At 71.0% G+C, this 24,758-nt stretch carries 21 protein-coding genes; 9 read left to right on the top strand and 12 right to left on the bottom strand.

All coding sequences use genetic code 11. The features are described 5' to 3' along the window. Nucleotides 1-28: 28 nt before the first annotated feature. The 7 genes from galE to iolC all read right to left on the bottom strand — a co-directional run bounded on the left by galE (nucleotide 29) and on the right by iolC (nucleotide 8,275). Nucleotides 29-1,129 (bottom strand): UDP-glucose 4-epimerase GalE, encoded by a 1,101-nt coding sequence (gene galE / locus QC385_RS10245; RefSeq protein WP_279540947.1) that lies wholly within the window; start codon nucleotides 1,127-1,129, stop codon nucleotides 29-31. Nucleotides 1,130-1,212: 83 nt separating this feature from the next. Next, complete coding sequence (locus QC385_RS10240; protein ID WP_279540946.1) at nucleotides 1,213-1,998, bottom strand: GntR family transcriptional regulator; 786 nt, start codon at nucleotides 1,996-1,998, stop codon at nucleotides 1,213-1,215. 44 nt (nucleotides 1,999-2,042) lie between these two features. Beyond that, on the bottom strand, nucleotides 2,043-3,539 hold the full coding sequence (locus QC385_RS10235) for a CoA-acylating methylmalonate-semialdehyde dehydrogenase (protein ID WP_279540945.1): 1,497 nt from the start codon (nucleotides 3,537-3,539) through the stop codon (nucleotides 2,043-2,045). 64 nt (nucleotides 3,540-3,603) lie between these two features. Further along, nucleotides 3,604-5,478 (bottom strand): 3D-(3,5/4)-trihydroxycyclohexane-1,2-dione acylhydrolase (decyclizing), encoded by a 1,875-nt coding sequence (gene iolD / locus QC385_RS10230; protein WP_279540944.1) that lies wholly within the window; start codon nucleotides 5,476-5,478, stop codon nucleotides 3,604-3,606. Next, on the bottom strand, nucleotides 5,475-6,368 hold the full coding sequence (iolB, locus tag QC385_RS10225; protein ID WP_279540943.1) for a 5-deoxy-glucuronate isomerase: 894 nt from the start codon (nucleotides 6,366-6,368) through the stop codon (nucleotides 5,475-5,477). The genes iolD and iolB overlap by 4 nt, the downstream gene beginning before the upstream one ends. 38 nt (nucleotides 6,369-6,406) lie before the next feature. Beyond that, nucleotides 6,407-7,285, bottom strand: a complete 879-nt coding sequence (locus QC385_RS10220) for a Cgl0159 family (beta/alpha)8-fold protein (protein WP_279540942.1) — start codon at nucleotides 7,283-7,285, stop codon at nucleotides 6,407-6,409. A gap of 12 nt (nucleotides 7,286-7,297) precedes the next feature. After that, complete coding sequence (gene iolC, locus QC385_RS10215; RefSeq protein WP_279540941.1) at nucleotides 7,298-8,275, bottom strand: 5-dehydro-2-deoxygluconokinase; 978 nt, start codon at nucleotides 8,273-8,275, stop codon at nucleotides 7,298-7,300. A 321-nt stretch (nucleotides 8,276-8,596) separates the two neighbouring features. Between iolC and QC385_RS10210 the strand changes: the two genes are divergently transcribed. The 5 genes from QC385_RS10210 to QC385_RS10190 are packed head-to-tail and all read left to right on the top strand — an operon-like array spanning nucleotide 8,597 to nucleotide 13,551. Next, complete coding sequence (locus QC385_RS10210; RefSeq protein WP_150484315.1) at nucleotides 8,597-9,616, top strand: sugar ABC transporter substrate-binding protein; 1,020 nt, start codon at nucleotides 8,597-8,599, stop codon at nucleotides 9,614-9,616. Continuing rightward, nucleotides 9,616-10,692 carry an ABC transporter permease gene (locus QC385_RS10205; RefSeq protein WP_279540940.1) on the top strand — a complete coding sequence of 359 codons (1,077 nt, stop codon included), beginning with the start codon at nucleotides 9,616-9,618 and terminating at the stop codon, nucleotides 10,690-10,692. The genes QC385_RS10210 and QC385_RS10205 overlap by 1 nt, the downstream gene beginning before the upstream one ends. Before the next feature lie 5 nt (nucleotides 10,693-10,697). After that, nucleotides 10,698-11,609 carry an ATP-binding cassette domain-containing protein gene (locus tag QC385_RS10200; RefSeq protein WP_279540939.1) on the top strand — a complete coding sequence of 304 codons (912 nt, stop codon included), beginning with the start codon at nucleotides 10,698-10,700 and terminating at the stop codon, nucleotides 11,607-11,609. A 1-nt stretch (nucleotide 11,610) separates the two neighbouring features. Then, entirely contained in the window at nucleotides 11,611-12,513 is a 903-nt protein-coding gene (locus QC385_RS10195) for a sugar phosphate isomerase/epimerase family protein (RefSeq protein WP_279540938.1), read from the top strand. An 18-nt stretch (nucleotides 12,514-12,531) separates the two neighbouring features. Continuing rightward, nucleotides 12,532-13,551, top strand: a complete 1,020-nt coding sequence (locus QC385_RS10190; protein ID WP_279540937.1) for a Gfo/Idh/MocA family protein — start codon at nucleotides 12,532-12,534, stop codon at nucleotides 13,549-13,551. A 48-nt stretch (nucleotides 13,552-13,599) separates the two neighbouring features. On the opposite strand, the gene QC385_RS10185 is transcribed toward QC385_RS10190, so the two are convergent. From QC385_RS10185 to QC385_RS10170, 4 genes are all read right to left on the bottom strand, one after another. Then, nucleotides 13,600-14,616, bottom strand: a complete 1,017-nt coding sequence (locus tag QC385_RS10185) for a Gfo/Idh/MocA family protein (RefSeq protein WP_279540936.1) — start codon at nucleotides 14,614-14,616, stop codon at nucleotides 13,600-13,602. Further along, on the bottom strand, nucleotides 14,613-15,617 hold the full coding sequence (locus tag QC385_RS10180) for a Gfo/Idh/MocA family protein (protein WP_279540935.1): 1,005 nt from the start codon (nucleotides 15,615-15,617) through the stop codon (nucleotides 14,613-14,615). The genes QC385_RS10185 and QC385_RS10180 overlap by 4 nt, the downstream gene beginning before the upstream one ends. 115 nt (nucleotides 15,618-15,732) lie before the next feature. After that, nucleotides 15,733-16,509 carry an SDR family oxidoreductase gene (locus tag QC385_RS10175; protein WP_279540934.1) on the bottom strand — a complete coding sequence of 259 codons (777 nt, stop codon included), beginning with the start codon at nucleotides 16,507-16,509 and terminating at the stop codon, nucleotides 15,733-15,735. An 8-nt stretch (nucleotides 16,510-16,517) separates the two neighbouring features. Continuing rightward, nucleotides 16,518-17,675, bottom strand: coding sequence for a phytanoyl-CoA dioxygenase family protein (locus QC385_RS10170; RefSeq protein ID WP_279540933.1), 1,158 nt, complete (start codon nucleotides 17,673-17,675; stop codon nucleotides 16,518-16,520). Between the two features lie 108 nt (nucleotides 17,676-17,783). On the opposite strand from QC385_RS10170, the gene QC385_RS10165 reads away from it, so the two are divergent. Together QC385_RS10165 and QC385_RS10160 are read left to right on the top strand one after the other, a co-directional pair. Further along, nucleotides 17,784-18,815, top strand: a complete 1,032-nt coding sequence (locus QC385_RS10165; protein ID WP_279540932.1) for a LacI family DNA-binding transcriptional regulator — start codon at nucleotides 17,784-17,786, stop codon at nucleotides 18,813-18,815. A 64-nt stretch (nucleotides 18,816-18,879) separates the two neighbouring features. Beyond that, nucleotides 18,880-19,491 carry a TMEM175 family protein gene (locus tag QC385_RS10160; RefSeq protein ID WP_279540931.1) on the top strand — a complete coding sequence of 204 codons (612 nt, stop codon included), beginning with the start codon at nucleotides 18,880-18,882 and terminating at the stop codon, nucleotides 19,489-19,491. A gap of 3 nt (nucleotides 19,492-19,494) precedes the next feature. Here the strand turns inward: QC385_RS10160 and QC385_RS10155 are convergent, their stop codons facing one another. Continuing rightward, nucleotides 19,495-20,658, bottom strand: coding sequence for a Gfo/Idh/MocA family protein (locus tag QC385_RS10155; RefSeq protein WP_279540930.1), 1,164 nt, complete (start codon nucleotides 20,656-20,658; stop codon nucleotides 19,495-19,497). Nucleotides 20,659-20,769: 111 nt separating this feature from the next. Here QC385_RS10155 and QC385_RS10150 point away from each other — a divergent pair, with 111 nt between their 5' ends. Then, a complete protein-coding gene (locus tag QC385_RS10150; protein ID WP_279540929.1) occupies nucleotides 20,770-21,768 on the top strand; it encodes a LacI family DNA-binding transcriptional regulator in 999 nt (332 codons plus the stop codon). A 213-nt stretch (nucleotides 21,769-21,981) separates the two neighbouring features. After that, nucleotides 21,982-24,750 (top strand): hypothetical protein, encoded by a 2,769-nt coding sequence (locus tag QC385_RS10145; RefSeq protein WP_279540928.1) that lies wholly within the window; start codon nucleotides 21,982-21,984, stop codon nucleotides 24,748-24,750. The last annotated feature ends 8 nt before the right edge of the window (nucleotides 24,751-24,758 follow it).

The following is a 24,758-nucleotide window of genomic DNA, read 5'->3' as shown; positions in this document are numbered from 1 at the left end:
CGCGGAAAGCCCGGGGCCGCATGACGGCCTAGTCCTTCGTCTCCGGGTGCGGCCCGGACTCCACGTAGCCGTCCGGATTGAGCCGCTGGAAACGCCAGGCGTCCCGGCACACGTCGGCAAGGTCCCTGGTGGGGTGCCAGCCCCAGGCGCGCTTCACCGCCGTGGCGTCGGCGACCAGCTCGGCGACGTCCCCGGGACGGCGGGGCGCGACATCGTACGGGAGGGGTCTGCCGCACGCCTTGGAGAACGCGTCGATCACGTCGAGGACCGAGCTGCCCGAGCCCGCGCCCAGGTTGTACACGTGCATTCCGGGCGCGCCGCCCAGGTGGTCCAGCGCGACGCGGTGCGCCTCGACGGCGTCCATGACGTGCAGGTAGTCCCGGATCCCGGTGCCGTCGCGGGTGGGATAGTCGGCGCCGAACACGGGGAGCCGCTCGCGCCGGCCGACTGCCACCTGTGCGAGGTACGGCAGCAGGTTCTCCGGGGTGTGGGGCGGGTCCTCGCCGAGCAGCCCGCTGGGATGGGCCCCGGCCGGCACGGGATAACGCAGGCACAGCACCGTGTAGTCGGGATCGCGGCGGCAGATGTCCGCGAGGATCTGTTCGCAGATCCACTTCGAGGCCGCGTAGGGCGTGCCGGGCCGGGCGGGCGTGGTCTCGTCGAGCGGACCGCGGCCGGCGTCGCCGTAGACCCAGCAGGAGGACGGGTAGACCAGCCGTCGCACCCCGTGCTCGTGCATGGTCCGCAGCAGGGCTGTGGTACCGCCGACGTTGGTGTCGTAATACGGGACGGGCATCCGTGTCGACAAGCCCCCCGCCTTGTGCGCGGCAAAGTGCACGACGGCGTCCACGGAGTGTCGGTCGAAGACGGCCGAGAGGGCGTGCCGATCACGGATGTCCAGTTCGTAGACGGCGCCGACGAAGCGGCCGGCGATCCGTTCCACCCGGGCGAATACCTGCGGAGTGCTGTTGGAGTAGTTGTCGACCACGATCACCTCGTAGCCGTGGTCGAGCAGTTCCACGCAGGTATGGCTGCCGATGAAACCGGCCCCGCCCGTGACGAGGACGGTCGAGGGTGCCCAGGATGATCCGGCTCCTCGAGCGGTCGGCGACCGGTTCCTGCGAGCCATGCCAGACTCCCGCTTCGGGTGCGATTGGGAACCGTATGTTTACGGTGTATATGTACGACCCTGCACCCGTGCGCGGGGTCCGGTCAAGGTCTGACCAGCAACTGGAAGTCGAACGTGTACCGCGAAGCCCGGTAGATGTGCGTTCCGTACTCGACCGCGCGCCCGGTGTCGTCGTAAGCCGTGCGCTGCATGGTGAGCAGCGCCGCCCCCTCCTCCTCGTCCAGGCGCGCGGCCTCCTCCGCCGTGGCCGCGCGGGCGCCGACGCGCTGGCGGGCGCTGTGCAGGGTGATGCCCGCCGAGCGCATCATCCGGTACAGGCCCGTCGACTCCAGGCGTGTGCCGTCGAGGGGCATGAGAGACGCCGGCAGGTAGTTGCACAGCAGGGCCACCGGCTGGCCGTGGGTGCAGCGCAGCCGGTCCAGGACGGTGACCTCGCTGCCCTCCGCGACGCCGAGCGCCGCCGCCACGTCGCAGGAGGCCGGGACGACCTCGTTGCGCACGACCTGGGTGGTGGGTCCCTGCCCGGCCTCCTCCAGGTCGTCGTAGAGGCTGCTCAGCTCCAGGGGGCGCTTGACCTGGCTGTGCACCACCTGCGTGCCGACCCCGCGCCGCCGGACCAGCAGTCCCTTGTCGACGAGGGACTGGATGGCCTGGCGGACCGTGGGGCGGGACAGGCCGAGGCGCACCGAGAGGTCGACCTCGTTGCCCAGGAGGTTGCCCGGGGCGAGGACTCCATGCTCGATCGCCGACTCCAGCTGCTGTGCGAGCTGGTAGTACAGCGGCACGGGGCTGCCCCGGTCCAGGGCGAAGTCCAGCGCGCTGAGCGCGGGGACGGCCGCGGTGCGGGCCCGGTCACCGGTCCTCGCCATGGATTACCCCCCTACGGTGTGCCATGGATGACCCCCTTTCGGCGTCAGGAGTTGCTCGGAAAGCCGAGGTTGATGCCGCCCGCGTCGGCCGGGTCCGGCCAGCGCGTGGTGATGACCTTGCCCTGGGTGTAGAAGGCGACGCCGTCGTTGCCGTAGACGTGCAGGTCGCCGAAGAGCGAGTCCTTCCAGCCGCCGAAGGAGTGGTAGCCGACGGGGACCGGGATGGGGACGTTGACGCCGACCATGCCGGCCTTGACCTCCAGCTGGAAGCGGCGGGCGGCGCCGCCGTCCCGGGTGAAGATCGCGGTGCCGTTGCCCCAGCGGGAGTCGTTGATCAGCTTGATGGCCTCTTCGTAGGTGTCCGCGCGGACCACGCACAGCACCGGGCCGAAGATCTCGTCGCGGTACGCGTCCGCCGTCAGCGGCACCCGGTCCAGGAGGGAGACGCCGAGGAAGAAGCCGTCCTCGTGGCCGTCGACCGAGAAGCCGGTGCCGTCGACCACGACCTCGGCGCCCTGCTCGGCTGCCGACGACACGTAGGACGCCACCTTGTCGCGGTGCTCCCGGGTGATCAGCGGGCCCATCTCGGACGCCGGGTCGTTGCCGGGGCCGATCCTCAGGTTCTTCGCGCGCTCCGCGATCTTGCCGACCAGCTCGTCGCCGGTGTCGCCGACCGCGACCACGACCGACACGGCCATACAGCGCTCGCCCGCCGAGCCGTACGCCGCGTTGATCGCCTGGTCGGCGGCGTGGTCCAGGTCGGCGTCGGGCAGGACCAGCATGTGGTTCTTGGCGCCGCCCAGGGCCTGCACCCGCTTGCCGTGCTCGACGGCCTTGAGCTGGATGTACTTGGCGATCGGGGTCGAGCCGACGAAGGAGACCGCCTCGATGTCCGGGTGCTCCAGGATGCGGTCCACGGCCGTCTTGTCGCCCTGCACGACGTTCAGGACGCCGTCCGGCAGACCCGCTTCGCAAGCCAGCTCGGCCAGGCGGAAGGAGGCCGACGGGTCCTTCTCCGACGGCTTCAGCACGAACGTGTTGCCGCACGCGATGGCCAGCGGGAACATCCACATCGGCACCATCGCCGGGAAGTTGAACGGCGTGATGCCCGCGACCACGCCCAGCGGCTGGCGGATCGAGGCGACGTCGACCCGGGTGGAGACCTGCGTGGACAGCTCGCCCTTGAGCTGGACGCTGATGCCGCACGCGAGTTCGACGATCTCCATGCCGCGCGCGACCTCGCCGAGCGCGTCGGAGTGCACCTTGCCGTGCTCTGCGGTGATCAGTTCGGCGATCTCGTCGCGGTGGGCGTCCAGCAGCTCGCGGTACTTGAACAGCACCGCCGTGCGCTTGGCGAGCGAGGACTCCCCCCAGGACTCGAAGGCGGCCTTGGCGGAGGCGACGGCGGCGTCCACCTCGTCGACGGTCGCGAACGCGACCTGCTTCTCCTGGGCGCCGGTGGCCGGGTTGTAGACGGGGCCGAAGCGGCCGGAGGTGCCCTCGACGGGCTTGCCGTCGATCCAGTGGGTGATGGTCTTCATGGTGCGCAACGGCCTTTCGTGGAGCACGAGTTCAGCAAGGACTTCGCGGGGACTTAGCGGGTGTTCAGAGGTGGCGACGGCGTCCGGCGACCTGCCGGTCGTAGCGCTCTCGGGCCTCGACGGCGGCCTCGCGGGAGGCGGTCTCGGCCACCGGCACGTCCCACCAGGCCTCGGCCGGGGGAGCGGTCGGGGCCGGGTCCGTCTCGACGTACACGCAGGTCGGCCGGTCGGAGGAACGGGCCGTGGCCAGCGCCTCGCGCAGTTCCCGCACCGTCTTGGCGCGCAGTACGTCCATGCCGAGGCTGGCCGCGTTGGCGGCCAGGTCGACGGGCAGCGGGGCGCCGGTGAAGGTGCCGTCGGCGGCCCGGAAGCGGTAGGCGGTGCCGAACCGCTCGCCGCCGGTCTCCTCCGACAGACCGCCGATGGAGGCGTAGCCGTGGTTCTGGATGAGGACGATGTTGAGCGGCAGGCCCTCCTGGACGGCCGTGACGATCTCCGTCGGCATCATCAGGTAGGTGCCGTCGCCGACCAGCGCCCACACCGGCGTACCCGGAGCGGCCTGCTGGACGCCGATGCCGGCCGGGATCTCGTAGCCCATGCACGAGTAGCCGTACTCCAGGTGGTACTGGCGCGGGCTGCGGGAGCGCCACAGTTTGTGCAGGTCGCCGGGGAGCGAGCCGGCCGCGTTGATCACCACGTCGTCGTCGCCGACGGCCGCGTCCAGCGCGCCGAGCACCTGCGTCTGGGTCGGGACCGCGCTCTCGTCGTCGGCGCGGTAGGCCGCCTCGACGACCTCGTCCCAGCGCTCCTTGCCGGCGCGGTACTCGGCCTCGTACGCCTCGCTCACCCGGTGGCCGGAGAGCTCCTCCAGCAGCCTTTCGAGGCCGGACTTCGCATCGCACACCAGCGTGCGCGCTGCCAGCTTGTGCGCGTCGAAACCGGTGATGTTGAGGTTGAGGAACCGCACGTCCGGGTTCTGGAAGAGCGTGCCGGAGGCCGTGGTGAAGTCCGTGTAGCGGGTGCCCACGCCGATGACGAGGTCCGCGGTGCGGGCGAGGTCGTCGCTGACGGCCGTGCCGGTGTGGCCGATGCCGCCGAGGTCGGTGGGGTGGTCGTGGCTAAGTGACCCCTTGCCCGCCTGGGTGGAGGAGACGGGGATGCCGGTGGCGTCCGTGAACGCCTTCAGCGCCGCCTCGGCCTCGCTGTGGTGGACGCCGCCGCCCGCCACGATCAGGGGCCGCTGGGCCGACCGGATCGCCTCGACGGCCGCCGCCAGCTCCACCGGGTCCGGCGCGGGACGCCGTACGTACCAGACGCGCTCGGCGAAGAACTCCTCCGGCCAGTCGTACGCCTCCGCCTGCACGTCCTGCGGCAGGGCGAGGGTGACGGCGCCGGTCTCGGCCGGGTCGGCCAGCACGCGCATGGCCTGGAGCGCGGACGGGATCAGCGCCTCGGGGCGGGTGATCCGGTCGAAGTACCTGGACACCGGGCGCAGGGTGTCGTTGACCGACACGTCGGCCTCGACCGGGTGCTCAAGCTGCTGGAGCAGCGGGTCGGCGGAGTGCGTGGCGAAGTAGTCGCCGGGCAGGAGCAGCACCGGCAGCCTGTTGATCGTCGCCAGGGCGGCACCGGTGACCAGGTTGGTGGCGCCCGGGCCGATCGAGGTCGTCACGGCCTGCGCGGACAGGCGGTTGAGCTGCCGGGCGTAGCCGACCGCCGCGTGCACCATCGACTGCTCGTTGCGGCCCTGGTGGAACGGCATGACGTCCTCGCCCGCCTCCAGGAGGGCCTGGCCGACACCCGCCACGTTGCCGTGGCCGAAGATGCCCCAGGTCCCGGCGATCAGCCGGCGGCGCACGCCGTCCCGCTCGGTGTACTGGGCGGACAGGAACCGCACCAGGGCCTGGGCGGTCGTCAGTCGGCGGGTGGGGGCGCTCATGCGGAGGTCTCCGGGGCGGTGTAGAGGGGGAGTCGGGAGTCGACCGGCTGGTCCGGCCAGGTGTCGCGGACCCAGGCGTGGTCGGGGTGGTCGCAGATCAGCCAGGCGCGCTCGTCCTCCGGGCCCGCCATGACGTTGAGGTAGTACATGTGGTGGCCGGGCGTGGCCATCGACGGCCCGTGCCAGCCGTCCGGGATCAGGACGACGTCGCCGTCGCGGACCTCCGCGAGCACGTCGGTGTCGCGGCCCGGGCCGGACGGGGAGACGCGCTGGTAGCCGAGGCCGGGGATGCCGTCGTGGCCGGCGAACTCGAAGTAGTAGATCTCCTCCAGCACGGACTCCTCGCCCGCCCGGTGCTCGTCGTGCTTGTGCGGCGGGAACGACGACCAGTTGCCGCCCGGGGTGATCACCTCGACCGCGATGAGCTTGTCGCACTCGAACACGCCCGCCGCGCCGAAGTTGTTGACCTGCCGGGAGCAGTTCCCGGTGCCCCGCAGCTCCACGGGCACCTCGGAGGCCGGGCCGTAGCGGGCGGGCAGCCGGCGGGTGCAGCGCGCGCCGGTCAGGGCGAAGCGGCCGCCGACGGCGGAGGTCACGGTCGCCCGGGCGTCGCGCGGCACGTACGCGAAGTCGCTGACACCGCTGAAGACGTCCCGGCGGCCCCGGAGCTCGAAGGTCTCCCGGCCGAAGTCGTCGGCCGCGGCGACCGTGCAGCCGCCGCTCAGCGGGACGACGATCCACTCGCTGTCGCCGGCCTCGAAGGAGTGCGTGCCGCCCGGCGGCAGCTCGAGGATCCGCAGGCTGGAGTGTCCCCAGCCGGCCTTCTCGGGCGTGACGTCGACGATGTAGGGGCCGCCGAGGGCCTTACCCGCGGGGAGGTGATACGTCATCGTGTGCCTTTCGGGTCACAACAGGCCGACAGAGCGACTCACAACAGACCGACGGCCGTGTCCACCGCCTCTTCCACGCTGCCCCCGGCCGGGTAGAGCAGCGAGCGCCCGACGACCAGACCCTGCACGGTGGGCAGGCGCAGGGCCTTGCGCCAGCGTTCGTACGCGCCCTCCTGGTCGCCGCCCACCTCGCCGCCGAGCAGCACGACGGGGAGTGTGGAGGTCTCCAGCACCTGGGCCATGTCGTCCGGGTCGTCGGTGACGGGCAGCTTCAGCCAGGTGTAGGCGGAGGTGCCGCCCAGCCCCGAGGAGATCGCGATGGACCGGGTGACGGCCTCGGCGGACAGGTCGTTGCGCACCTTGCCGTCGACCCGTCGGGATATGAACGGCTCGACGAACAGGGGCAGTTGCCGGGCCGCCATGGCGTCGATCGCCCGCGCGGTGGACTCCAGGGTGGTGAGCGAGCCCGGGTCGTCGTAGTCGATGCGGACCAGGAGCTTGCCCGCGTCGAAGCGGAGCCGGGCGATGTCCTCGGCGCGGTGGCCGGTGAAACGGTCGTCCATCTCGAACGCGGCGCCGGCGAGGCCGCCGCGGTTCATCGAGCCCATGACGACCTTGTTCTCCAGCACCCCGAGCAGGAGCAGGTCCTCCAGGATGTCGGCGGTGGCGAGCACCCCGTCGACCCCGGGCCTCGACAGCGCGACGCAGAGCCGTTCCAGCAGGTCGGCGCGGTTGGCCATGGCCAGGCGCCGGTCGCCGACCCCGAGGGCGCCGCGCGCCGGGTGGTCGGCGGCCACGATCATCAGCCGGCCGCTGTCGCCGATCAGCGGCCTGCGCACCCGGCGTTCGGCCGCCTCGGCGACGGCCTCGGGATTCCGGGCCCGGACCGTGGTGAGGTCGGGGATGCCGATGTTCAATTCAGGCTCCGTTCAGTGACTCGTGCTCGGCGACGACACCCCGGCGAGGAGGTCCTCGACCTCGGACTCGGCGGGCATCGCGGAGGAGCAGGCGAGGCGTGAGGCGACAAGGGCACCGGCGGCGTTGGCGTGCCTCATGGTCTTCTCCAGGTCCCAGCCGGCGAGCAGGCCGTGGCAGAGGGAACCGCCGAAGGCGTCGCCCGCGCCCAGGCCGTTGACCACCTCGACCGGCACCGGCGGCACCTCGGCCCGGGTGCCGTCGCGGTGCACGGCCAGGACGCCCTTGGGGCCCTGCTTGACGACGGCCAGTTCCACGCCCGCCTCCAGCAGCGCGTCTGCGCAGGCCTGCGGCTCGCGCACGCCGGTGGCGATCTCGCACTCGTCGAGGTTGCCGACCGCGACGGTGGCGTGGCGCAGCGCCTCGCGGTAGTACGGGCGGGCCTCCTCGGGATCGGCCCAGAACATCGGCCGCCAGTCGAGGTCGAAGACGGTGATGCCCGCCTTGTCGCGGGCCTTGAGGGCGGCGAGCGTGGCGGAGCGGCTCGGTTCCTCGCTCAGGCCGGTCCCGGTGATCCAGAAGATCCGGGATCCGCGGATCGCGAAGAAGTCCAGCTCGTCGGTGTGGATCTCCAGGTCGGGGGCCTTGGGGCGGCGGTAGAAGTACAGCGGGAAGTCGTCCGGCGGGAAGATCTCGCAGAACGTGATCGGCGTCGGGTACGCGTCGACCGGGGTGACCCAGCGGTCGTCGACGCCGAAGGTCCTCAGCTCCTCGTGCAGGTAGGTGCCGAAGGGGTCGTCGCCGGTCCGGGTGATGACCGCCGTGCGGCGTCCGAGGCGCGCCGCGGCGACCGCCACATTGGCCGCCGAACCTCCAAGGAATTTCCCGAACGTCTCCACCTGGGGCAGCGGGACGCCGGTCTGGAGGGGATAGAGGTCGACCCCGATGCGGCCCATCGTGATCAAGTCGAAATACTGGGCTGGCCCGGCCATGCACGACCTCCTCGGGAAGCTGGGGATGCGGGTCCGGAGCCGCCCTGACACCGTGGGGCGTGGGTGACCTGGGACCTGCCGCCTAACAGGTGTAGGTGCCGGAGCAGGGCCCTGTCAATAGTTTGTACTTACATTCGGACCTGCTTGTGAAATGATGTCTTAACAAAGTATTGACAGCGGGCGCGGCAGGGACTTGTATCCCGTGGCATCGCAACAGTGTGTTTGCGGCATCATGATCCGGACTCCGTAAGGCTCCGGGACCACGGATCCCTCGTGATCCCCTCCTTTCCCCCGCAGTAGCACAGTGAGGTGCCAGGAAAGATGGACCGCTCTTCTCACCCCCGCTCCCGCAGAATCGCGCCGGTTGTCGCCGTTGCCGCGGCAGCGGCCCTGACCCTCGCCGGCTGCTCCAGCAGTTCCGGGGGCAAGAAGTCCGAGGAAGGCGCCGCGAACGCCTCCGCCGGCAAGGCGACCACGCCCCGCATGACCGTCGCCCTCGTCACTCACCAGGCGCCCGGCGACACCTTCTGGGACACCGTCCGCAAGGGCGCCGAGGCCGCCGCCGCCAAGGACAACATCAAGCTCGTCTACTCCGCCGACCCGAACGCCGGCAACCAGGCCAACCTGGTCCAGAACGCCATCGACCAGAAGGTCGACGGCATCGCCGTCACCCTCGCCAAGCCGGACGCCCTCAAGGGCGTCATAGGCAAGGCCGAGAAGTCCGGCATACCCGTCGTCGGACTCAACTCCGGCCTGAGCGACTGGAAGAAGCTCAACCTGCTGGAGTTCTTCGGCCAGGACGAGTCCGTCGCGGGTGAGGCCTTCGGCAAGAAGCTCAACGAGGTCGGCGCCAAGAAGGTCCTCTGCGTCATGCAGGAGCAGGGCAACGTCGGCCTGACGCAGCGCTGCGACGGCGTGGCCAAGACCTTCGAGGGCAAGGTCGACCCGCAGAACGTCAACGGCACCGACATGCCGTCCGTGAAGTCGACGATCACCGCCAAGCTGAAGCAGGACCCGTCCATCGACTACGTCGTCACCCTCGGCGCCCCCTTCGCGCTGACCGCGGTGCAGTCGGTCTCCGACGCCGGCAGCAAGGCGAAGATCGCCACCTTCGACCTGAACAAGGACCTGATCAAGTCCATCAAGGCCGGCGACATCCAGTTCGCCGTCGACCAGCAGCCCTACCTCCAGGGCTACCTGGCCGTCGATGGCCTGTGGCTCTACAAGAACAACGGCAACTACAGCGGCGGCGGCGAGCAGCCCGTGCTGACCGGCCCGGCCTTCGTCGACAAGTCCAACGTCGACAAGATCGGGGAGTTCGCCGCGAAGGGCACCCGGTGATGAGCATGACCCAACAGGCTGCGCCGGCGGTGGACACACCGCCGGCCCCCGGCCCCAAGCAGTCCGACGGCCGGACACGGCAGCGCCCGATGGCGCTGCGGCTGCTGGCCCGGCCCGAGGTCGGCGTCTTCCTCGGCGCCGTCGCCGTGCTCGTGTTCTTCCTGTTCGCGGCACCGCCGGTGCGCGACGGCAGCTCGATGGCCAACATCCTGTACCAGTCGTCGACCATCGGGATCATGGCGCTGCCGGTGGCCCTGCTGATGATCGGCGGCGAGTTCGACCTGTCGGCCGGTGTCGCCGTGGTCACCTCGGCGCTCACCGCGTCGATGCTCAGCTACCAGCTGACCATGAACGTCTGGGTCGGCGTGATCGTCGCCCTCCTGGTGTCGCTCGCCATCGGGGCGTTCAACGGCTGGCTGCTGGTCAAGACGGGGTTGCCCAGCTTCCTGGTCACCCTCGGCACCTTCCTGATCCTCCAGGGCGTGAACCTCGCCGTGACCAAGCTGGTCACCGGCAACGTCGCCACCGACGACATCAGCGACATGGACGGCTTCACCCAGGCGCAGAACCTCTTCGCCTCGACGTTCACCGTCGGAGGGGTCAACGTCAAGATCACCGTCGTGTGGTGGCTGGTCTTCGCGGCCCTGGCCACCTGGGTGCTGCTGCGCACCAAGTACGGCAACTGGATCTTCGCGGTCGGCGGCAACAAGCACTCCGCCCGGGCCGTCGGTGTCCCGGTGACCTTCACCAAGATCTCCCTGTTCATGCTGGTCGGCTTCGGCGCCTGGTTCGTCGGCATGCACCAGCTGTTCTCCTTCAACACCGTGCAGTCCGGCGAGGGCGTGGGCCAGGAGCTCATCTACATCGCCGCGGCCGTCATCGGCGGCTGTCTGCTCACCGGCGGCTACGGCTCCGCGATCGGCCCGGTCTTCGGCGCCTTCATGTTCGGCATGGTGCAGCAGGGCATCGTCTACGCCGGCTGGAACCCGGACTGGTTCAAGGCCTTCCTCGGCGTGATGCTCCTCGGCGCCGTCCTCATCAATCTGTGGGTCCAGCGCACGGCGACCCGGAGGTGACCGCAATGACCAGCAACGAAACCGGCACCCACGGCGCCGTCCTGCAGGACACGCCGCCCGAGAAGGACCGACCCCTCGTCGAACTCCGCGGCGCCGGCAAGTCCTACGGCAACATCCGCGCCCTGCACGGCGTCGACCTGAAGGTCTTCTCCAATCAGGTCACCTGCGTCCTCGGCGACAACGGCGCCGGCAAGTCCACCCTCATCAAGATCGTCTCGGGTCTGCACCAGCACACCGAGGGCGAGTTCCTCGTCGACGGCGAACCGGTGCGCTTCTCCACCCCGCGCGAGGCCCTCGACAAGGGCATCGCCACGGTCTACCAGGACCTCGCCGTCGTCCCGCTGATGCCGGTGTGGCGCAACTTCTTCCTCGGCTCCGAGATGACCAAGGGCCCCTGGCCCGTGCGCCGTCTCGACATCGAGAGGATGAAGAAGACCGCCGACGAGGAACTGCGCAACATGGGCATCGTCCTCGACGACATGGAGCAGCCCATCGGCACGCTCTCCGGCGGCCAGCGCCAGTGCGTCGCGATCGCCCGCGCCGTCTACTTCGGCGCCCGCGTCCTCATCCTGGACGAGCCGACCGCCGCCCTCGGCGTCAAGCAGTCCGGTGTGGTGCTGAAGTACATCGCCGCCGCCCGCGAGAAGGGCCTGGGCGTCATCTTCATCACCCACAACCCGCACCACGCCTACATGGTCGGTGACCACTTCAGCGTGCTGCGCCTCGGCACCATGGAACTGTCCGCCTCCCGCAGCGAGGTCAGCCTCGAGGAGCTGACCAACCACATGGCCGGCGGCACCGAACTGGCCTCCCTCAAGCACGAGCTGGCACAGGTCCGCGGCGTCGACGTCGACGAGCTCCCCGAGGCGGGAGACCTCACCGCCCCCGTAGCCACGTCTTCGGAAGGAAAGTCCTGACATGGCCCTCGCGCTCGACCGCATCCGGGTCGGCTCCGCCCCCGACTCCTGGGGCGTCTGGTTCCCCGACGACCCCCAGCAGGTGCCCTGGGAACGCTTCCTCGACGAGGTCGCCGAGGCCGGCTACTCCTGGATAGAACTCGGCCCGTACGGCTACCTGCCGACCGACCCGGCCCGGCTCACCGACGAGGTGACCAAGCGGAACCTGAAGGTCTCCGCGGGCACGATCTTCTGCGGTCTGCACCGCGGCCCGTCCGAGTGGGACTCCACCTGGGAGCAGGTCAGCCGGGTCGCCGCCCTCACCCAGGCCATGGACGCGAAGCACCTGGTCGTCATCCCGTCCTTCTGGCGGGACGACAAGACCGCCGAGATCCTGGAGCCGCCGGAGCTCAGCACCGAGCAGTGGCGCAACCTCACCACGGGCATGGAGCGCCTCGGCCGTGAGGTGAAGGACAAGTACGGCCTGGACATCGTCGTCCACCCGCACGCCGACACCCACATCGACACCGAGGAGCACGTCGAGCAGTTCCTCGACTCCACCGACTCCGACGCGGTCAACCTCTGCCTGGACACCGGGCACTACGCCTACTGCGGCGGCGACAGCGTCAAGCTGATCGAGACGTACGGTGAGCGCATCGGCTATCTGCACCTCAAGCAGGTCGACCCGGACATCCTCGCCGACGTGGTCAAGAACGAGGTCCCGTTCGGCCCCGCCGTGGCGCGCGGAGTCATGTGCGAACCGCCCGCCGGTGTACCCGAGCTGGGACCGGTCCTCACGGCCGCACAGAAGCTGGGCGTGGACCTGTTCGCCATCGTCGAGCAGGACATGTACCCCTGCGAGCCGGACAAGCCCCTGCCGATCGCGGTGCGCACCCGCAAGTTCCTGAGGTCCTGCGGCGCCTGACGATCCGAAAGGACGGCCATGACTGAGCGCGCCACCCTGGGAGTCGCGGTCATCGGTACCGGAAGAATGGGCGCCGACCATGTGCGCCGCCTCCACGAAGTCACCAGCGGAGCACGGGTGGTGGCCGTCGCGGACGTCGACGCGGAGCGCGCGAAGGCCGTTGCCGCCCGCGTCGACGGCTGCACCGCCCATACCGACCCGGCCGCCGCGCTGGCGGCCGCCGACGTCGACGCCGTCCTGATCGCCTCCCCGGGCCCGGCCCACGAGGCCACGCTGCTCGCCGCCTTCGAGCGCGACCTGCCCGTCCTGTGCGAGAAGCCGCTCACCCCCGACGCGGCCTCCGCCCTGCGCGTCCTCGAAGCCGAACTGCGCCTCGGCCACCGCCGTGTCCAGGTCGGCTTCATGCGCCGCTACGACCCCGAGTACGCCAAGCTGAAGGCCCTGCTGACGACGGGTCAGCTGGGCCGTCCGCTGATGGTGCACAACCGGCACCGCAACGTCGCCAGCCCGCCCTTCTTCACCAGCTCCATGCTCATCAGCGACTCCGTCGCCCACGAGGCGGACGTGACCCGCTGGCTGCTGGACCACGAGATCACGGCGGTCACGGTGCTGCGCCCGGCCCCGTCCGCCAACGCCCCCGACGGACTGCGCGATCCGCAGTTCGTCGTCTTCGAGACCGACGGCGGCGCCCTCTCCGACGTGGAGATCTTCGTCAACTGCGGCTTCGGCTACCAGGTGCAGGCCGAGGTGGTCTGCGAACGCGGCACCGCCCGCATCGGCGACGGCCACGCCCTGGTCACCAACATGGCCGGCCGCTGGGGCGGCACCATCGCCCAGGACTGGACCGAACGCTTCGAGACGGCCTACGACCGTCAGATCCAGACCTGGGTCGACGCCACCCGCCGCGGCGAGGTCACCGGCCCGAGCGTCTGGGACGGCTACGCCGCCGCCGCGGTGTGCGAGGCGGGGGTACGGGCGCTGGAGGACGGCGGCCGGGTCGAGGTCGAACTGGCCGAGAAACCCGCGCTGTACGCGTGAACACGCCGAGCGGGCCGGGGCACGCGCCCCGGCCCGCTCGGCCCGTTCTCAGATCCTGGTACGGGGCCGGGGCTCGAACCCGGCCGCCCGGTAGCAGTCGTCGATGAGCGCCATCGTCGTCACCGCGTCGTCCGCGTCCAGCGGCAGCGCCGCACCGTCACGCACGCGGGCCGCGAACGCCTCCAGCTGGTACGTGTACGACGAGCGGGTCCCGAGGTGTTCCGTGCGCTCGCCCTCCGGGGTGCGGACCACGATCCGGTCGTCCATCTGGGGCAGCACGAAGTTCGGGGCCGTCGCCTCGCCCCGGGAGCCGGTGATCCGGATGCTCATCTCCAGCCCGTCGTACGCCATGTGGCAGCGGGCCGAGCCGGTGGCGCCGCCGGGGAACTCCAGGTCCGCGTCCAGCCACTCGTCGACCCCGGGCGCACCCGCGCGCTCCCCGCCCCGGGCCCCGGCCAGGCGGGGCGGGCCGCCCGCCCAGGGGGCGAGCATGCGCAGCGCGTGCAGGCTGTAGCAGCCCAGGTCCATCAGGGCGCCGCCGGCCAGCGGCAGCGACCAGCGCGGGTCGGTGTCCGGCGGGGCGGCGATGGCGACCATCGCCTCCACGTGCCGCAGTTCGCCGAGTTCACCCGACTCCAGCAGCTCGTGCAGGCGGCGGGTGACCGGGTGGAAGAGGTAGTGGAAGGCCTCCATGAAGACCGTCCCGGCCTTCCTCGCGGCCTCCCGTACCTCCGCCGCCTCCCGCGCGTTGCTCGCCGACGGCTTCTCCGACAGCACGTGCTTGCCCGCCGCGAGGGCGGCCAGGTTCCAGGGGCCGTGCAGGCCGTTGGCGAGCGGGTTGTAGACGACGTCGACCTCGGGATCGGCCACCAGCTCGGCGTACGAACCCGCCACCCGCTCCACGCCGTGCTCGGCGGCGAACGCCTCGGCTCGGGCGCGGTCGCGGGCGGCCACCGCGACGAGGCGGTGGCCGGTCGCCCGGGCCGGGTCGATCAGGGACCGCTCGGTGATCCGCGCGGCTCCCAGCACTCCTATGCGCAGTGGTTCCCGGCCCTGGTCGCTCATGCCTGCCGTACCTCCTCGATCGTCACGGGACGGTGCTCGTGCAGCGACAGTGTGCACGCGTCGGCGATCCAGCCCGCCTCCAGGGCGTCCTCGATCGTGCAGGGGGAGGGGCGGGTGCCGGCGACGACCTCGGTGAAAGCGGTCAGTTCGGCGCGGTAGGCCTCGGTGAAGCGGTCCATGAAGAAGTCGTGCGGGGTGCCCGCCGGGAACGTCACGCCCGGCTCGACCGAGCGCAGCGGCAGCTTGTCCTCCAGGCCGACGGCGATGGAGTCCGTGAAGCCGTGGATCTCCATGCGGACGTCGTAACCGCGGGCGTTGTGGCGGGAGTTGGAGACGACCGCGATGGTGCCGTCGTCCAAGGTGAGGATCGCGCCGGTGGTGTCGGCGTCACCGGCCTCCTTGATGAAGTCGGCACCGCGGTTGCCGCCCACGGCGTACACCTCGGTCACCTCGCGGCCGGTCACCCAGCGGATGATGTCGAAGTCGTGCACGGAGCAGTCGCGGAAGATGCCGCCGGAGGCAGCGATGTACGCGGCGGGCGGGGGCGCCGGGTCGAGCGTGGTCGAGCGGACCGTGTGCAGCTTGCCGAGCTCGCCGCCCTGCACGGCGGCGCGGGCGTTGACGAATCCGGTGTCGAAGCGGCGGTTGTAGCCGATCTGGATCGGCACGTCCTTGCCCTGGACGGACTTCAGCACCTCTACGCCCTCGCTCATGGTCTTGGCGACGGGCTTCTCGCAGAAGACGGGGATGCCGGCCTCCACCCCGGCCAGGATCAGCGCGGGGTGGGCGTCCGTCGCGGCCGCGACGACGATGCCGTCCACGCCCGCGGCCAGCAGGGCCTCCGGCGAGTCCACGACCTCGGCGCCGAACCGCTCGGCGGCGGACTTGGCGGCGTCCGCGAACGGGTCGGTGACGACGAGGGACTCGACGGCGTCGAGCCCGGAGAGGGTCTCGGCGTGGAAGGCGCCGATGCGGCCGAGGCCGAGGATTCCGATACGCATGGGTGTTGCTCCTAGTTCTAAACGGGGGGTGGTGCTACGCCCTCAGGGGCGCGGGGAACTGCGCGACCGGCCACAATGGCGCCGCACACGACCAACGACGATGCGCGGCACATCCTCAGTCGAGTCCGCCCAACACGTTCTGATCCCAATCGATAACGGACCCGGTAACCACCCCGGACCGCTCCGACAGCAGAAACACGACAAACTCGGCTATCTCATCCGGTTGGCCCAACTTGCCCATCGGCAACCGGGCAGCAGCGACCTCACGCCAGTCATCCCCCGCGCCGTGGAACACGCGCTGCGTCGCGTCCTCGCCTTCCGTCGCCGTCCAGCCGATGTTCAGCCCGTTGATCCGCACCCGGTCCCACCGATGCGCGTGCGCTGCGTTCCGGGTCAGTCCGATCAGGCCGGCCTTGGCGGCGACGTACGGCGCCAGAAACGGCTGACCCCCATGCGCCGACGACGTGATGATGTTGACGACCGTGCCGGGCGCCTGACGCGCCACCATGTCCGCGACCGCCGCCTGCATGGCGAAGAACGGCCCCTTGAGGTTGATCGCGATGTGCTGGTCGAACAGCTCGGGCGTGGTGTCCAGCAGCGTCCCCCGGGAGGTCAGCCCGGCGGAGTTCACGAGGCAGTCGACGCGGCCGTACGCCTCCACGACCCGGGCCACGGAGGCCTTCGCCTGCGCGGCGTCCGACAGGTCGGCCCGGACGTACTCGGCTTTGCCGCCCGCGGCGGTCAGCTCCGCCACCAGGGCCTCGCCCGGCGCGGGGCGCCGCCCGGTGACGGCCACGACCGCCCCCTCGCGGACCGCGGCCCGCGCGATGGCGGCGCCGACACCCTGAGTGCCGCCGTTGACCAGGACGATCTTGTCGTCGAGAAGTCCCACGAGGTTCCTCAGCTCTCTCGCCGTGCGGTACCGGCCCGCAGCTCCGCGCGGAGCGCCTCCGGCGGCCACCCCTCGTGCAGGGCCCGCCGTACGAGATCCGCCTGCGAGGGCGGGGCCAGGCCGTCGACCGGCGGGTCGCTGTCGAGGTTGGTGGGGAAGGGGTAGCCCTCGGCGCTCGCCGCGATGACGTTGGCCAGCCACGCGTCGCTCGCGCCCTCGGCCTTCCGCTTCAGCAGCACGGGGTACACCGCGTTCGCCACGGCCTCCCGGTCCACCGTCTCCATCGCGCGCCCGAACGCGGACGACACCTGCAACAGGTTGGCCATGCGCCGGATGTCCGCCGAGCGGTTGGTGCCGGCGGCGTGGAAGAGGGCCGGGTTGAAGAAGACCGCGTCGCCCTTCGCGAGCGGCAGCTGCACCTGGTGCGCCTCGAAGTACGCCCGGAACTCCGGGCGCCGCCAGGCGAGGTAGCCCGGCTCGTACTTCTGCGAGTGCGGCAGGTACATCGTCGGCCCCGACTCCACCGGCATGTCGCAGTGCGCGATCGCGCCCTGGAGGGTCAGCACGGGGGAGAGGCGGTGCACGTGCCCGGGGTAGGCGGCGGCGGCCTCGTCGGACAGGAAGCCCAGGTGGTAGTCGCGGTGCGCGGTCTGGGCGGCGCCACCCGGGTTGACCACGTTGAGCTGCGAGGTGACCTGGTAGCTGGGGCCCAGCCAGGCCGTCGCCACGAGGGCCAGGACGTCGTTGGCGTAGTAGTCGGCGAACACCTCCGCGTCGTACAGGGCCGCCTTCTCCAGCGCGTTCCACACCCGGTCGTTGGCGCCCGGCCTGGCGAAGTGGTCGCCGGCCGTCGCGCCCGAGGCGCGCTGCTCGGCGATCAGGGCGTCGAACACGGCGGTGGCCCGGTCCACGACCTCCGGGTCGGGAAAGGCCCCGCGGAAGACGACGATGCCGGGCCCCTCGGCGAGCGCGCGCACCAGCTCGGCCTGGACCACCCGGTCGCCCTCGAGCAGACCGGCGTCGTAGACCGGCACGTTCCGCTCCACGGCCGAGGCGTGCGGATAGTCGGCGGGGTCCGTCGCCCGCTCGACCAGCGCGCGGAACGCGTCGAGATCGCAGTCCTGCTCGGACAGCCAGACACGGGGGTGTACGGAAGTGAAGGACATCGTCGTCCCTTCGGGGTCATGGAGCGACGCAGCCCTGTCATTCTTGTCATTACAAACCCGTCGAACAACCAGCAGGCAGCCATCAAAAACCCCTCAAGGAGCCGGCGCATGGGCCACCCCTTCCCGATCCGGGAGATCGCACGTCAGGCGGGTCTGAGCGAGGCGACCGTCGACCGCGTCCTCAACGGCCGGGGCGGGGTCCGCGAGAGCACCGCGCAGGAGGTGCACCGGGCGATAGCCGACCTGGACCGGCAGCGCACCCAGGTCCGGCTCGTCGGCCGGACGTTCATGGTCGACATCGTGATGCAGGCGCCCGAGCGCTTCACCACCGCGATCCGCGCCGCTCTGGAGGCCGAGCTGCCGTCCCTGCACCCGGCGGTGCTGCGCTCCCGCTTCCACTTCCGCGAAACCGGCCCGGTCGGGGAACTCGTGCGGATCCTGGACCGGATCTCCCGGCGCGGCTCGCAGGGCGTGATCCTCAAGGCCCCGGACGTCCCCGAGGTCACCGCCGCCGTCGGCCGCCTCGCAGCCGCCGGCATCCCGGTCGTGACCCTGGTGACCGACCTGCCCGCCAGCGCCCGCCTCGCCTACGTCGGCATCGACGACCGGGCGGCGGGCGCGACGGCCGCCTACCTGACGGGCCAGTGGCTGGGGGATCGCCCGGGCAACATCCTGACCAGCCTCAGCAGCGGCTTCTTCCGCAACGAGGAGGAGCGCGAGATGGGCTTCCGCAGCGCCATGCGGGCCCGGCACCCCGAGCGCACCCTGGTCGAGATCGCCGAGGGGCAGGGGCTGGACGCCACCCAGTACGACCTCGTCCGGGCCGCGCTGGAACGCGACCCGGACATCCGCGCCGTGTACTCGATCGGGGGCGGCAACATCGCCACGCTGAAGGCCTTCGACGACCTCGGCCGCGACTGCGCCGTGTTCGTCGCGCACGACCTCGACCACGACAACACCCGGCTGCTGCGCGCGCACCGCCTGTCCGCCGTGCTCCACCACGACCTGCGCCAGGACGTGCGCGAGGCCTGCCACACGGTCATGCGGGCGCACGGCGCGCTGCCCCCGGCCGGGCCGTCACTGCCCTCGGCGATCCAGGTGGTGACGCCGTACAACATGCCGCCGCAGGCGGCCGTGTGATCCCGGAGGTGTGACCGGGCGTGGATCCGGAAGAAGAGCATCCACGGCCCCTACCGTCGTCCTCATGTGGACCTCGCGCCCGGACGGCGGGCCGGACCGGTTGCTGACGCTAGCCGACGGCGTGTTCGCCATCGCCATCACGCTGCTGGTCCTGGACCTCTACGTCCCGCGGGAACTGGACGCGGACCGGTACCACGAGGCCCTGCACCGGCTGCTCCCGGACCTCGGCGCCTACGCGCTCAGCGTCGCGGTGCTCGGCAGCTTCTGGCGCGATCACCGCAGGATCTTCCGCGATGTACGGGAGGTCGACGGACACGTGATCGTCCTGTCCCTCACCGGCCTGGGCGTCGCGGCCCTGGTGCCCTTCCCGACCAGGCTGCTCGCGGAGTACGGCGACGAGCCCGTGTCGGTCGCCGTCTACGCGGCGGCGGTCGCCGCGCTCGGCGCCTGCCATCTGGCACTGGCCGCCGTCCTGGCCAAGCGCCCGTGGCTCCGCGACGGCACCCCCTCCGACACCAGCAGCACGCCCTACCTCCTCGAGAGCGCCACGCTGGTAGTGGTGTTCGCCGTGACCGTCCCGCTGGCCCTGGTGGCCGGGGCCCACGCCATGTGGCTGTGGCTCGTCCTCGTCCCGGTGAGGTTCGTCACCGGCCGCCGCCTCCAGAAGGCCGGCTGAACGTCAGGTGCCCACGGACACGTCCGCCCAGGCACCGCTCGACGCCGACCGCGCCATCGCGTCCAGCGCGGCCGCACTGTGCACGGCGTCCGTGAGGGTCGCCCCGTGCGGGGTGCCCTCGGCGACCGACCGGAGGAAGCGGTACGCCTCGATGACCTTCAGGTCGTCGTACCCCATGGCGTTCGCCGCGCCGGGCTGGAACGCGGCGAACTCGCCGTGGCCCGGGCCGACGTACACCGTGGTGACGGCCTGGTCCTGGTAGGTCGTGCCGCGGCTGATCCCCAGCTCGTTCATGCGGCGGAAGTCCCAGAACACCGCGCCCTTGGTGCCGTGCACCTCGAAGCCGTAGTTGTTCTGCTCGCCGACCGAGACCCGGCAGGCCTCCAGGACACCGCGCGCCCCGGAGGCGAAGCGGAGCAGGCAGCTGACGTAGTCCTCGTTCTCGACCGGGCCGAGTTCACCGCCGGAGGCGCGGCTGTGGCCCGCCGTCGCGCCGGTGGGACGGGCCCGCTCCGGAAGGAAGATCGCCGTGTCGGCCGTCAGGGACGCGATGTCACCCAGCAGGTGCCGGGCCAGGTCCGTGCCGTGCGAGGCCAGGTCGCCGAGCACGCCGCTGCCGCCCCGCTCCCGCTCGTACCGCCACGTCAGCGCGCCCTCGGGGTGGGCCGCGTAGTCGCTGAACAGCCGGATGCGGACATGCGTGACCGTGCCGATCTCCCCCGAGGCGATCAGCTCACGGGCCGCCTCGACGGCGGGCGCGTTGCGGTAGTTGAAGCCGACGGCGCCCTGCACACCCGCCCGGGCCACCGCGTCCGCCACCGCACGGGCGTCCTCGGCGGTCAGCCCCACCGGCTTCTCGATCCAGATGTGCTTGCCCGCCTCGGCCATGGCGACGCCGATCTCGCGGTGCAGGAAGTTCGGCGCCGTGATGCTGACCGCCCGCACCCGGGGGTCGGCGGCCACCTCGCGCCAGTCACGCGCGGTCGACGCGAACCCGAACTGCGCGGCGGCCTCCTCGGCCCGGCCCGGCACCTCCTCGGCGACCGTGACCAGCTCCGGAACGAGGGGCAACTGCGGATAGTGGTGCCGCACGCGCGCGTACGCCTGGGTGTGCACCCGCCCCATCCAGCCGAAACCGACGACTGCGACGCCGAGCGTGTCCACCATGAGAGCCCCTTTTTGGACCGTTCCAGAACCTGTCCAGCCCACCCTGGGCGCGGTTTCCGGTGGCTGTCAACCCTTTGACAAGGCCACGACCCCCATGGAACGGTCCATGTCATGAGACCGCCGACGATCCGCGACGTTGCCGAACGGGCGGGCGTCTCCAAGTCGCTGGTCTCGCTGGTGCTGCGCGGCTCCGACCAGGTCCGCCCCGAGAAGCGCGAGGCCGTCCTGCGCGCCGTCCAGGAGCTCGGCTACCGGCCCAACGCCGCCGCGCGCAGCCTGAGCGAGCAGCGCACCCGCACGGTCGGCGTCCTGCTGAACGACCTGCGCAACCCGTGGTTCGTCGAGCTCCTCGACGGCCTGAACTCCCTCTTGCACGCAGGCGGCCTGCAGATGCTGCTCGCCGACGCCCGCCTCAACCGCCGCACCGGCCAGGACCCGGCCGACCCGCTCCTCGACCTCCGCGTCGACGGCCTGGTCGTGGTCGGCACCCTGCCCGGCCCGGCGGCCCTCGGCGCGGTCGCCGAACGGATGCCGGTGGTGCTGGCGGGTGCCCGCGAGCCCGTGCCGCCCGGGGTCGACCAGGTCGCCGGCGACGACGAGCAGGGCGCCCGGCTGGTCACCGAGCACCTCATCGGCCTCGGCCACCACCGCATCGCGCACCTCGCGGGCTACGGAGCCGTCGGCGAACTGCGCCGCCGCAGCTTCGAGGCGACGATGCGGGCGCACGGCCTGGCGGACCGGGCCGTCGTCGAGGCCGGCGACATGACCGAGGAGGGCGGCTACCGCGCCACCGTCCGCCTCCTCAGCCGCCCCGACCGCCCCACCGCCGTCTTCGCCGTCAACGACATCACCTGCGTCGGCGCTCTCTCGGCGGCGGAGGAACTGGGCCTGCGCGTCCCGCACGACGTGTCCGTCGTCGGCTACGACAACACGAGCATCTCCCGGCTGCGCCACCTGTGGCTCACCACCGTCGACAACGCCGGCCACGAGGTCGGCCGCCGCGCCGCCCGCTTCCTCCTCGACCGGTTCGAGCGGCCCGGGGGAGAGGGGCGGCTCCATCTGGCGGCGCCGACGCTGGAGATCCGGGGGACGACGGCGCGGCCGTCCTGACTCTGCCCGTTCGTTGAGCGATCCGCTTTTTCGTTTTCCACTGTCGAATCGTCAACCAGGCGAAGGCCGAAGAGGTCGCTTCCCGCGTTTTTCCCAAGTCGCCGCTCTTGGTGCGGGGGACTAGAATTTTTGCCGACACCCCAAATCCGAGAGTGCCAAGGTGTCTTGGCGTTTCCTTCTCTCTCCCTCCACGTTCGCTGGAGGAGGCATCCCATGGATTCGCACGCTGCCGGACAGCAGAGGAACATGCCGGGCCCAGAGGCCGGCCAACCGCTGAGGATGGTCCCGGAAGTGGGTGAACACGCGGATGCCGACGGTGTCCTGCGCACGTACGTGGATCCCGGAGCGACCTTGACCCGCGCGCCGACGGCGAGAAAGGCCATCGACCGCTTCATGAGGGCACGGTCCAAGGACCTCAAGACCGACCGCATCGACCTGCGCGAGGTGGATTCCGCCGAAGGCGCGGCCACGCTACGCGTGCGCTACCAGCAGTTCCACCACGATCTCCCGATCGTGGGAGCCACCGTTCAGGCCGTGGCCGACGTGAAACAGGCCGCGGTCATCCAGGTCGACCACACGGCGGAGATCGATGTCGTGGACGCCCCCGACCCCGGCACCGCCCAGCCGCTCGACGCAGTCCGGAAGAGCGCCCTCGCGCCGTTCCAGGGCGATTTCGAATCCGCCGGCGTCATCAGGGACGAGCTGGTGTACCTGCGGGACACGACCAGGCCCCCGTTGCCGGACACGGACTATCCCACAGCGTCGATCGCCTTGCTGAAAAAGGGCCGGAAGCCCGACGGTGCCCTCCATCTCGTCCACGATCTGCTCGTCGAGACCACCGGTCCCTTCGAACATTTCCGTGTCGTCATGGACGCCGTCTCCGGAAAACTGCTCTGGCTCGCCCTCGCGGGGAAATACGTGACGGCCGGCCTCAGAGTCTTCATGCCCGACCCCGTTACCGAGTCCGACGACGCCACCGTGCACGGCGGTTCCAGCACGGCCACCCTCGACGCCTCCTGCCGCGACGTCCAGGCGGAGGTCGCTCCGGCCGTCGGGGGCAGGTTCCGGCTCGACGGGGACTGGATCAGGTGTACCGACTGGGACACCCCGGCCTTCCCCCAACCGGAGGAGACATCGCCGGACTTCAGCTACCAGCCCTACCCCGCCGACCGTGCCTTCCTGAGCGCGAACGCCTACTACTGGCTCGACTCCTTCGCGCGCTACCTGCGCGGCCTGGGCAACACGACGCTCAACACCAACATGGTCAAGGCCGAGGTCGACGCCCAGGCCTATGACGGCGCCGACCAGAGCGAGTGGCACGGCACGCTGACACCCCCGCGGATCCGCTTCGGCGAGGGCGGGGCACCCGACGCGGGCGACCTCGGGGTCATCGCCCACGAGTACGCCCACGGCGTGTTCGACTGGCTCGGCGCCCAGCACGGCGGCTCCGGCTCGTACGAGCACAGCGTCTGCGACGCGCTGCCCGCGATCTACCGCGACAGGTTCAACCCCAACGGGCACCGGCGCACCGAGACGTTCCCCTTCGACAACAACGCGACGGACCAGTGGAGCACCGAGCGACGGCTCGACCTCACCGAGCGATTCGACGACCCGGCGTTCAACGGCTTCGGCGTCAACCTGCGCAACTCGATGCTGGGCACGGCACTGTGGCGGTGCTATCTGGGCATGGGGGGCGACTCACCCGATCCGGCCGTACGGATCGCGGCGGCCGACGCGATCAACCGGACGATGCTGGAGATGCTGCTCATCGTGCCGGACGACAGCTCAACGGCTCCGAGCCACGCCGTGAGCATGGCCAGGGGTTGCATCACAGCCGACTCCGCGCTCACCGGCGGCCTCTACAGCAAGGTGATGGACGAGGCCTTCGTGAACCAGGGCCTCTGGGCGCCGCGGCCGGTGGACGTCTACATCGGCGACAACCCCGCGGACCTCGGCACCGTGCCGAGCAGCGCCCCGTTCTGGACGTCGCCGGACATCTGGGTCCGCAACAACGACATCAGCACAGGTGACGATCCCGAGCTCGGACACGAGCCGCCCATCAACAACCGGCCCAACTACCTCTATGTGCGGGTGCACAACCGAGGGACCCAGGCAGCCGCGAGCGGAGCGTTCCAAGTGGAGGCGTTCCGGTGCGATCCGGGCACGGGGATGCTCTGGCCGACGCACTTCCAGCCGCTGGGCACTCTGGTGATCAACCAGCCGATCCCGGCGGGCGGGTCGGTGCGCGTGGGGCCGTTCGTGTGGACCCCGCAGATCGTCGACCACGAATGCCTGGTCGCCGTCGTGCACGGGGCTCCCGACCCCGCCGTCACCGCCACCCTCAACGGGCCGGTGCCGCACGGTCACCTGGTCCGGTTCGACAACAACGTGGCTCAGCGGAACGTGGCGCCGCAGCTGGCCGCACCCGGCGGCAAGACGCACATGACGATCACGCTGCGAGGCGGCCTTGTCCGCACCACCGGTTCCTGGCACCTGGACGCGACCGCCCTGCCGGACGACACGCGGGTCTCGATCCGCACGCTGAGCCGCATCACGCACGACGCGGAGCTGACCGGCCTCACCGTGACCGAGGCCGGCGCGGTGCGCTCCACGCTGGAGATGCCCGGCGGCGCAACGGCCGTGGTCGACGGGTTCACGCTGGACCCCGACGACCGGGTGGCGGCCGACATCGTGATCGACTTCTCCCACCACGCGGAGCACCTCCGCCTCTACCCGTTCGTGGCCACCCAGTACCAGGACGGGCTGATCGCGGGGCGGATGACCATCCAGATCACGGCCGTGAAGGAGTTGGAGGACTTCTTCTTCGGCAACCCGCGCAGCGGCGAACTGCACATCTCCTCCTGCCCGCACTGGCCCAGGCTCGGAGCCGGCAGCAAGGTGCCCTTCCTGCGCGCCGAGGACGCGCTCGCGCGCGGCTACAACGGCTGTGCCTACTGCCAGCCCGCCCTCAACACCGGCTGAGGAGGCCT

The organism is Streptomyces sp. DH10 (assembly GCF_029813805.1).
GTDB classification, from domain to species: domain Bacteria; phylum Actinomycetota; class Actinomycetes; order Streptomycetales; family Streptomycetaceae; genus Streptomyces; species Streptomyces coeruleofuscus.
The sequence above is the reverse complement of the archived record's forward strand: the minus strand, read 5'-3'. Positions and strand labels throughout refer to the sequence as shown.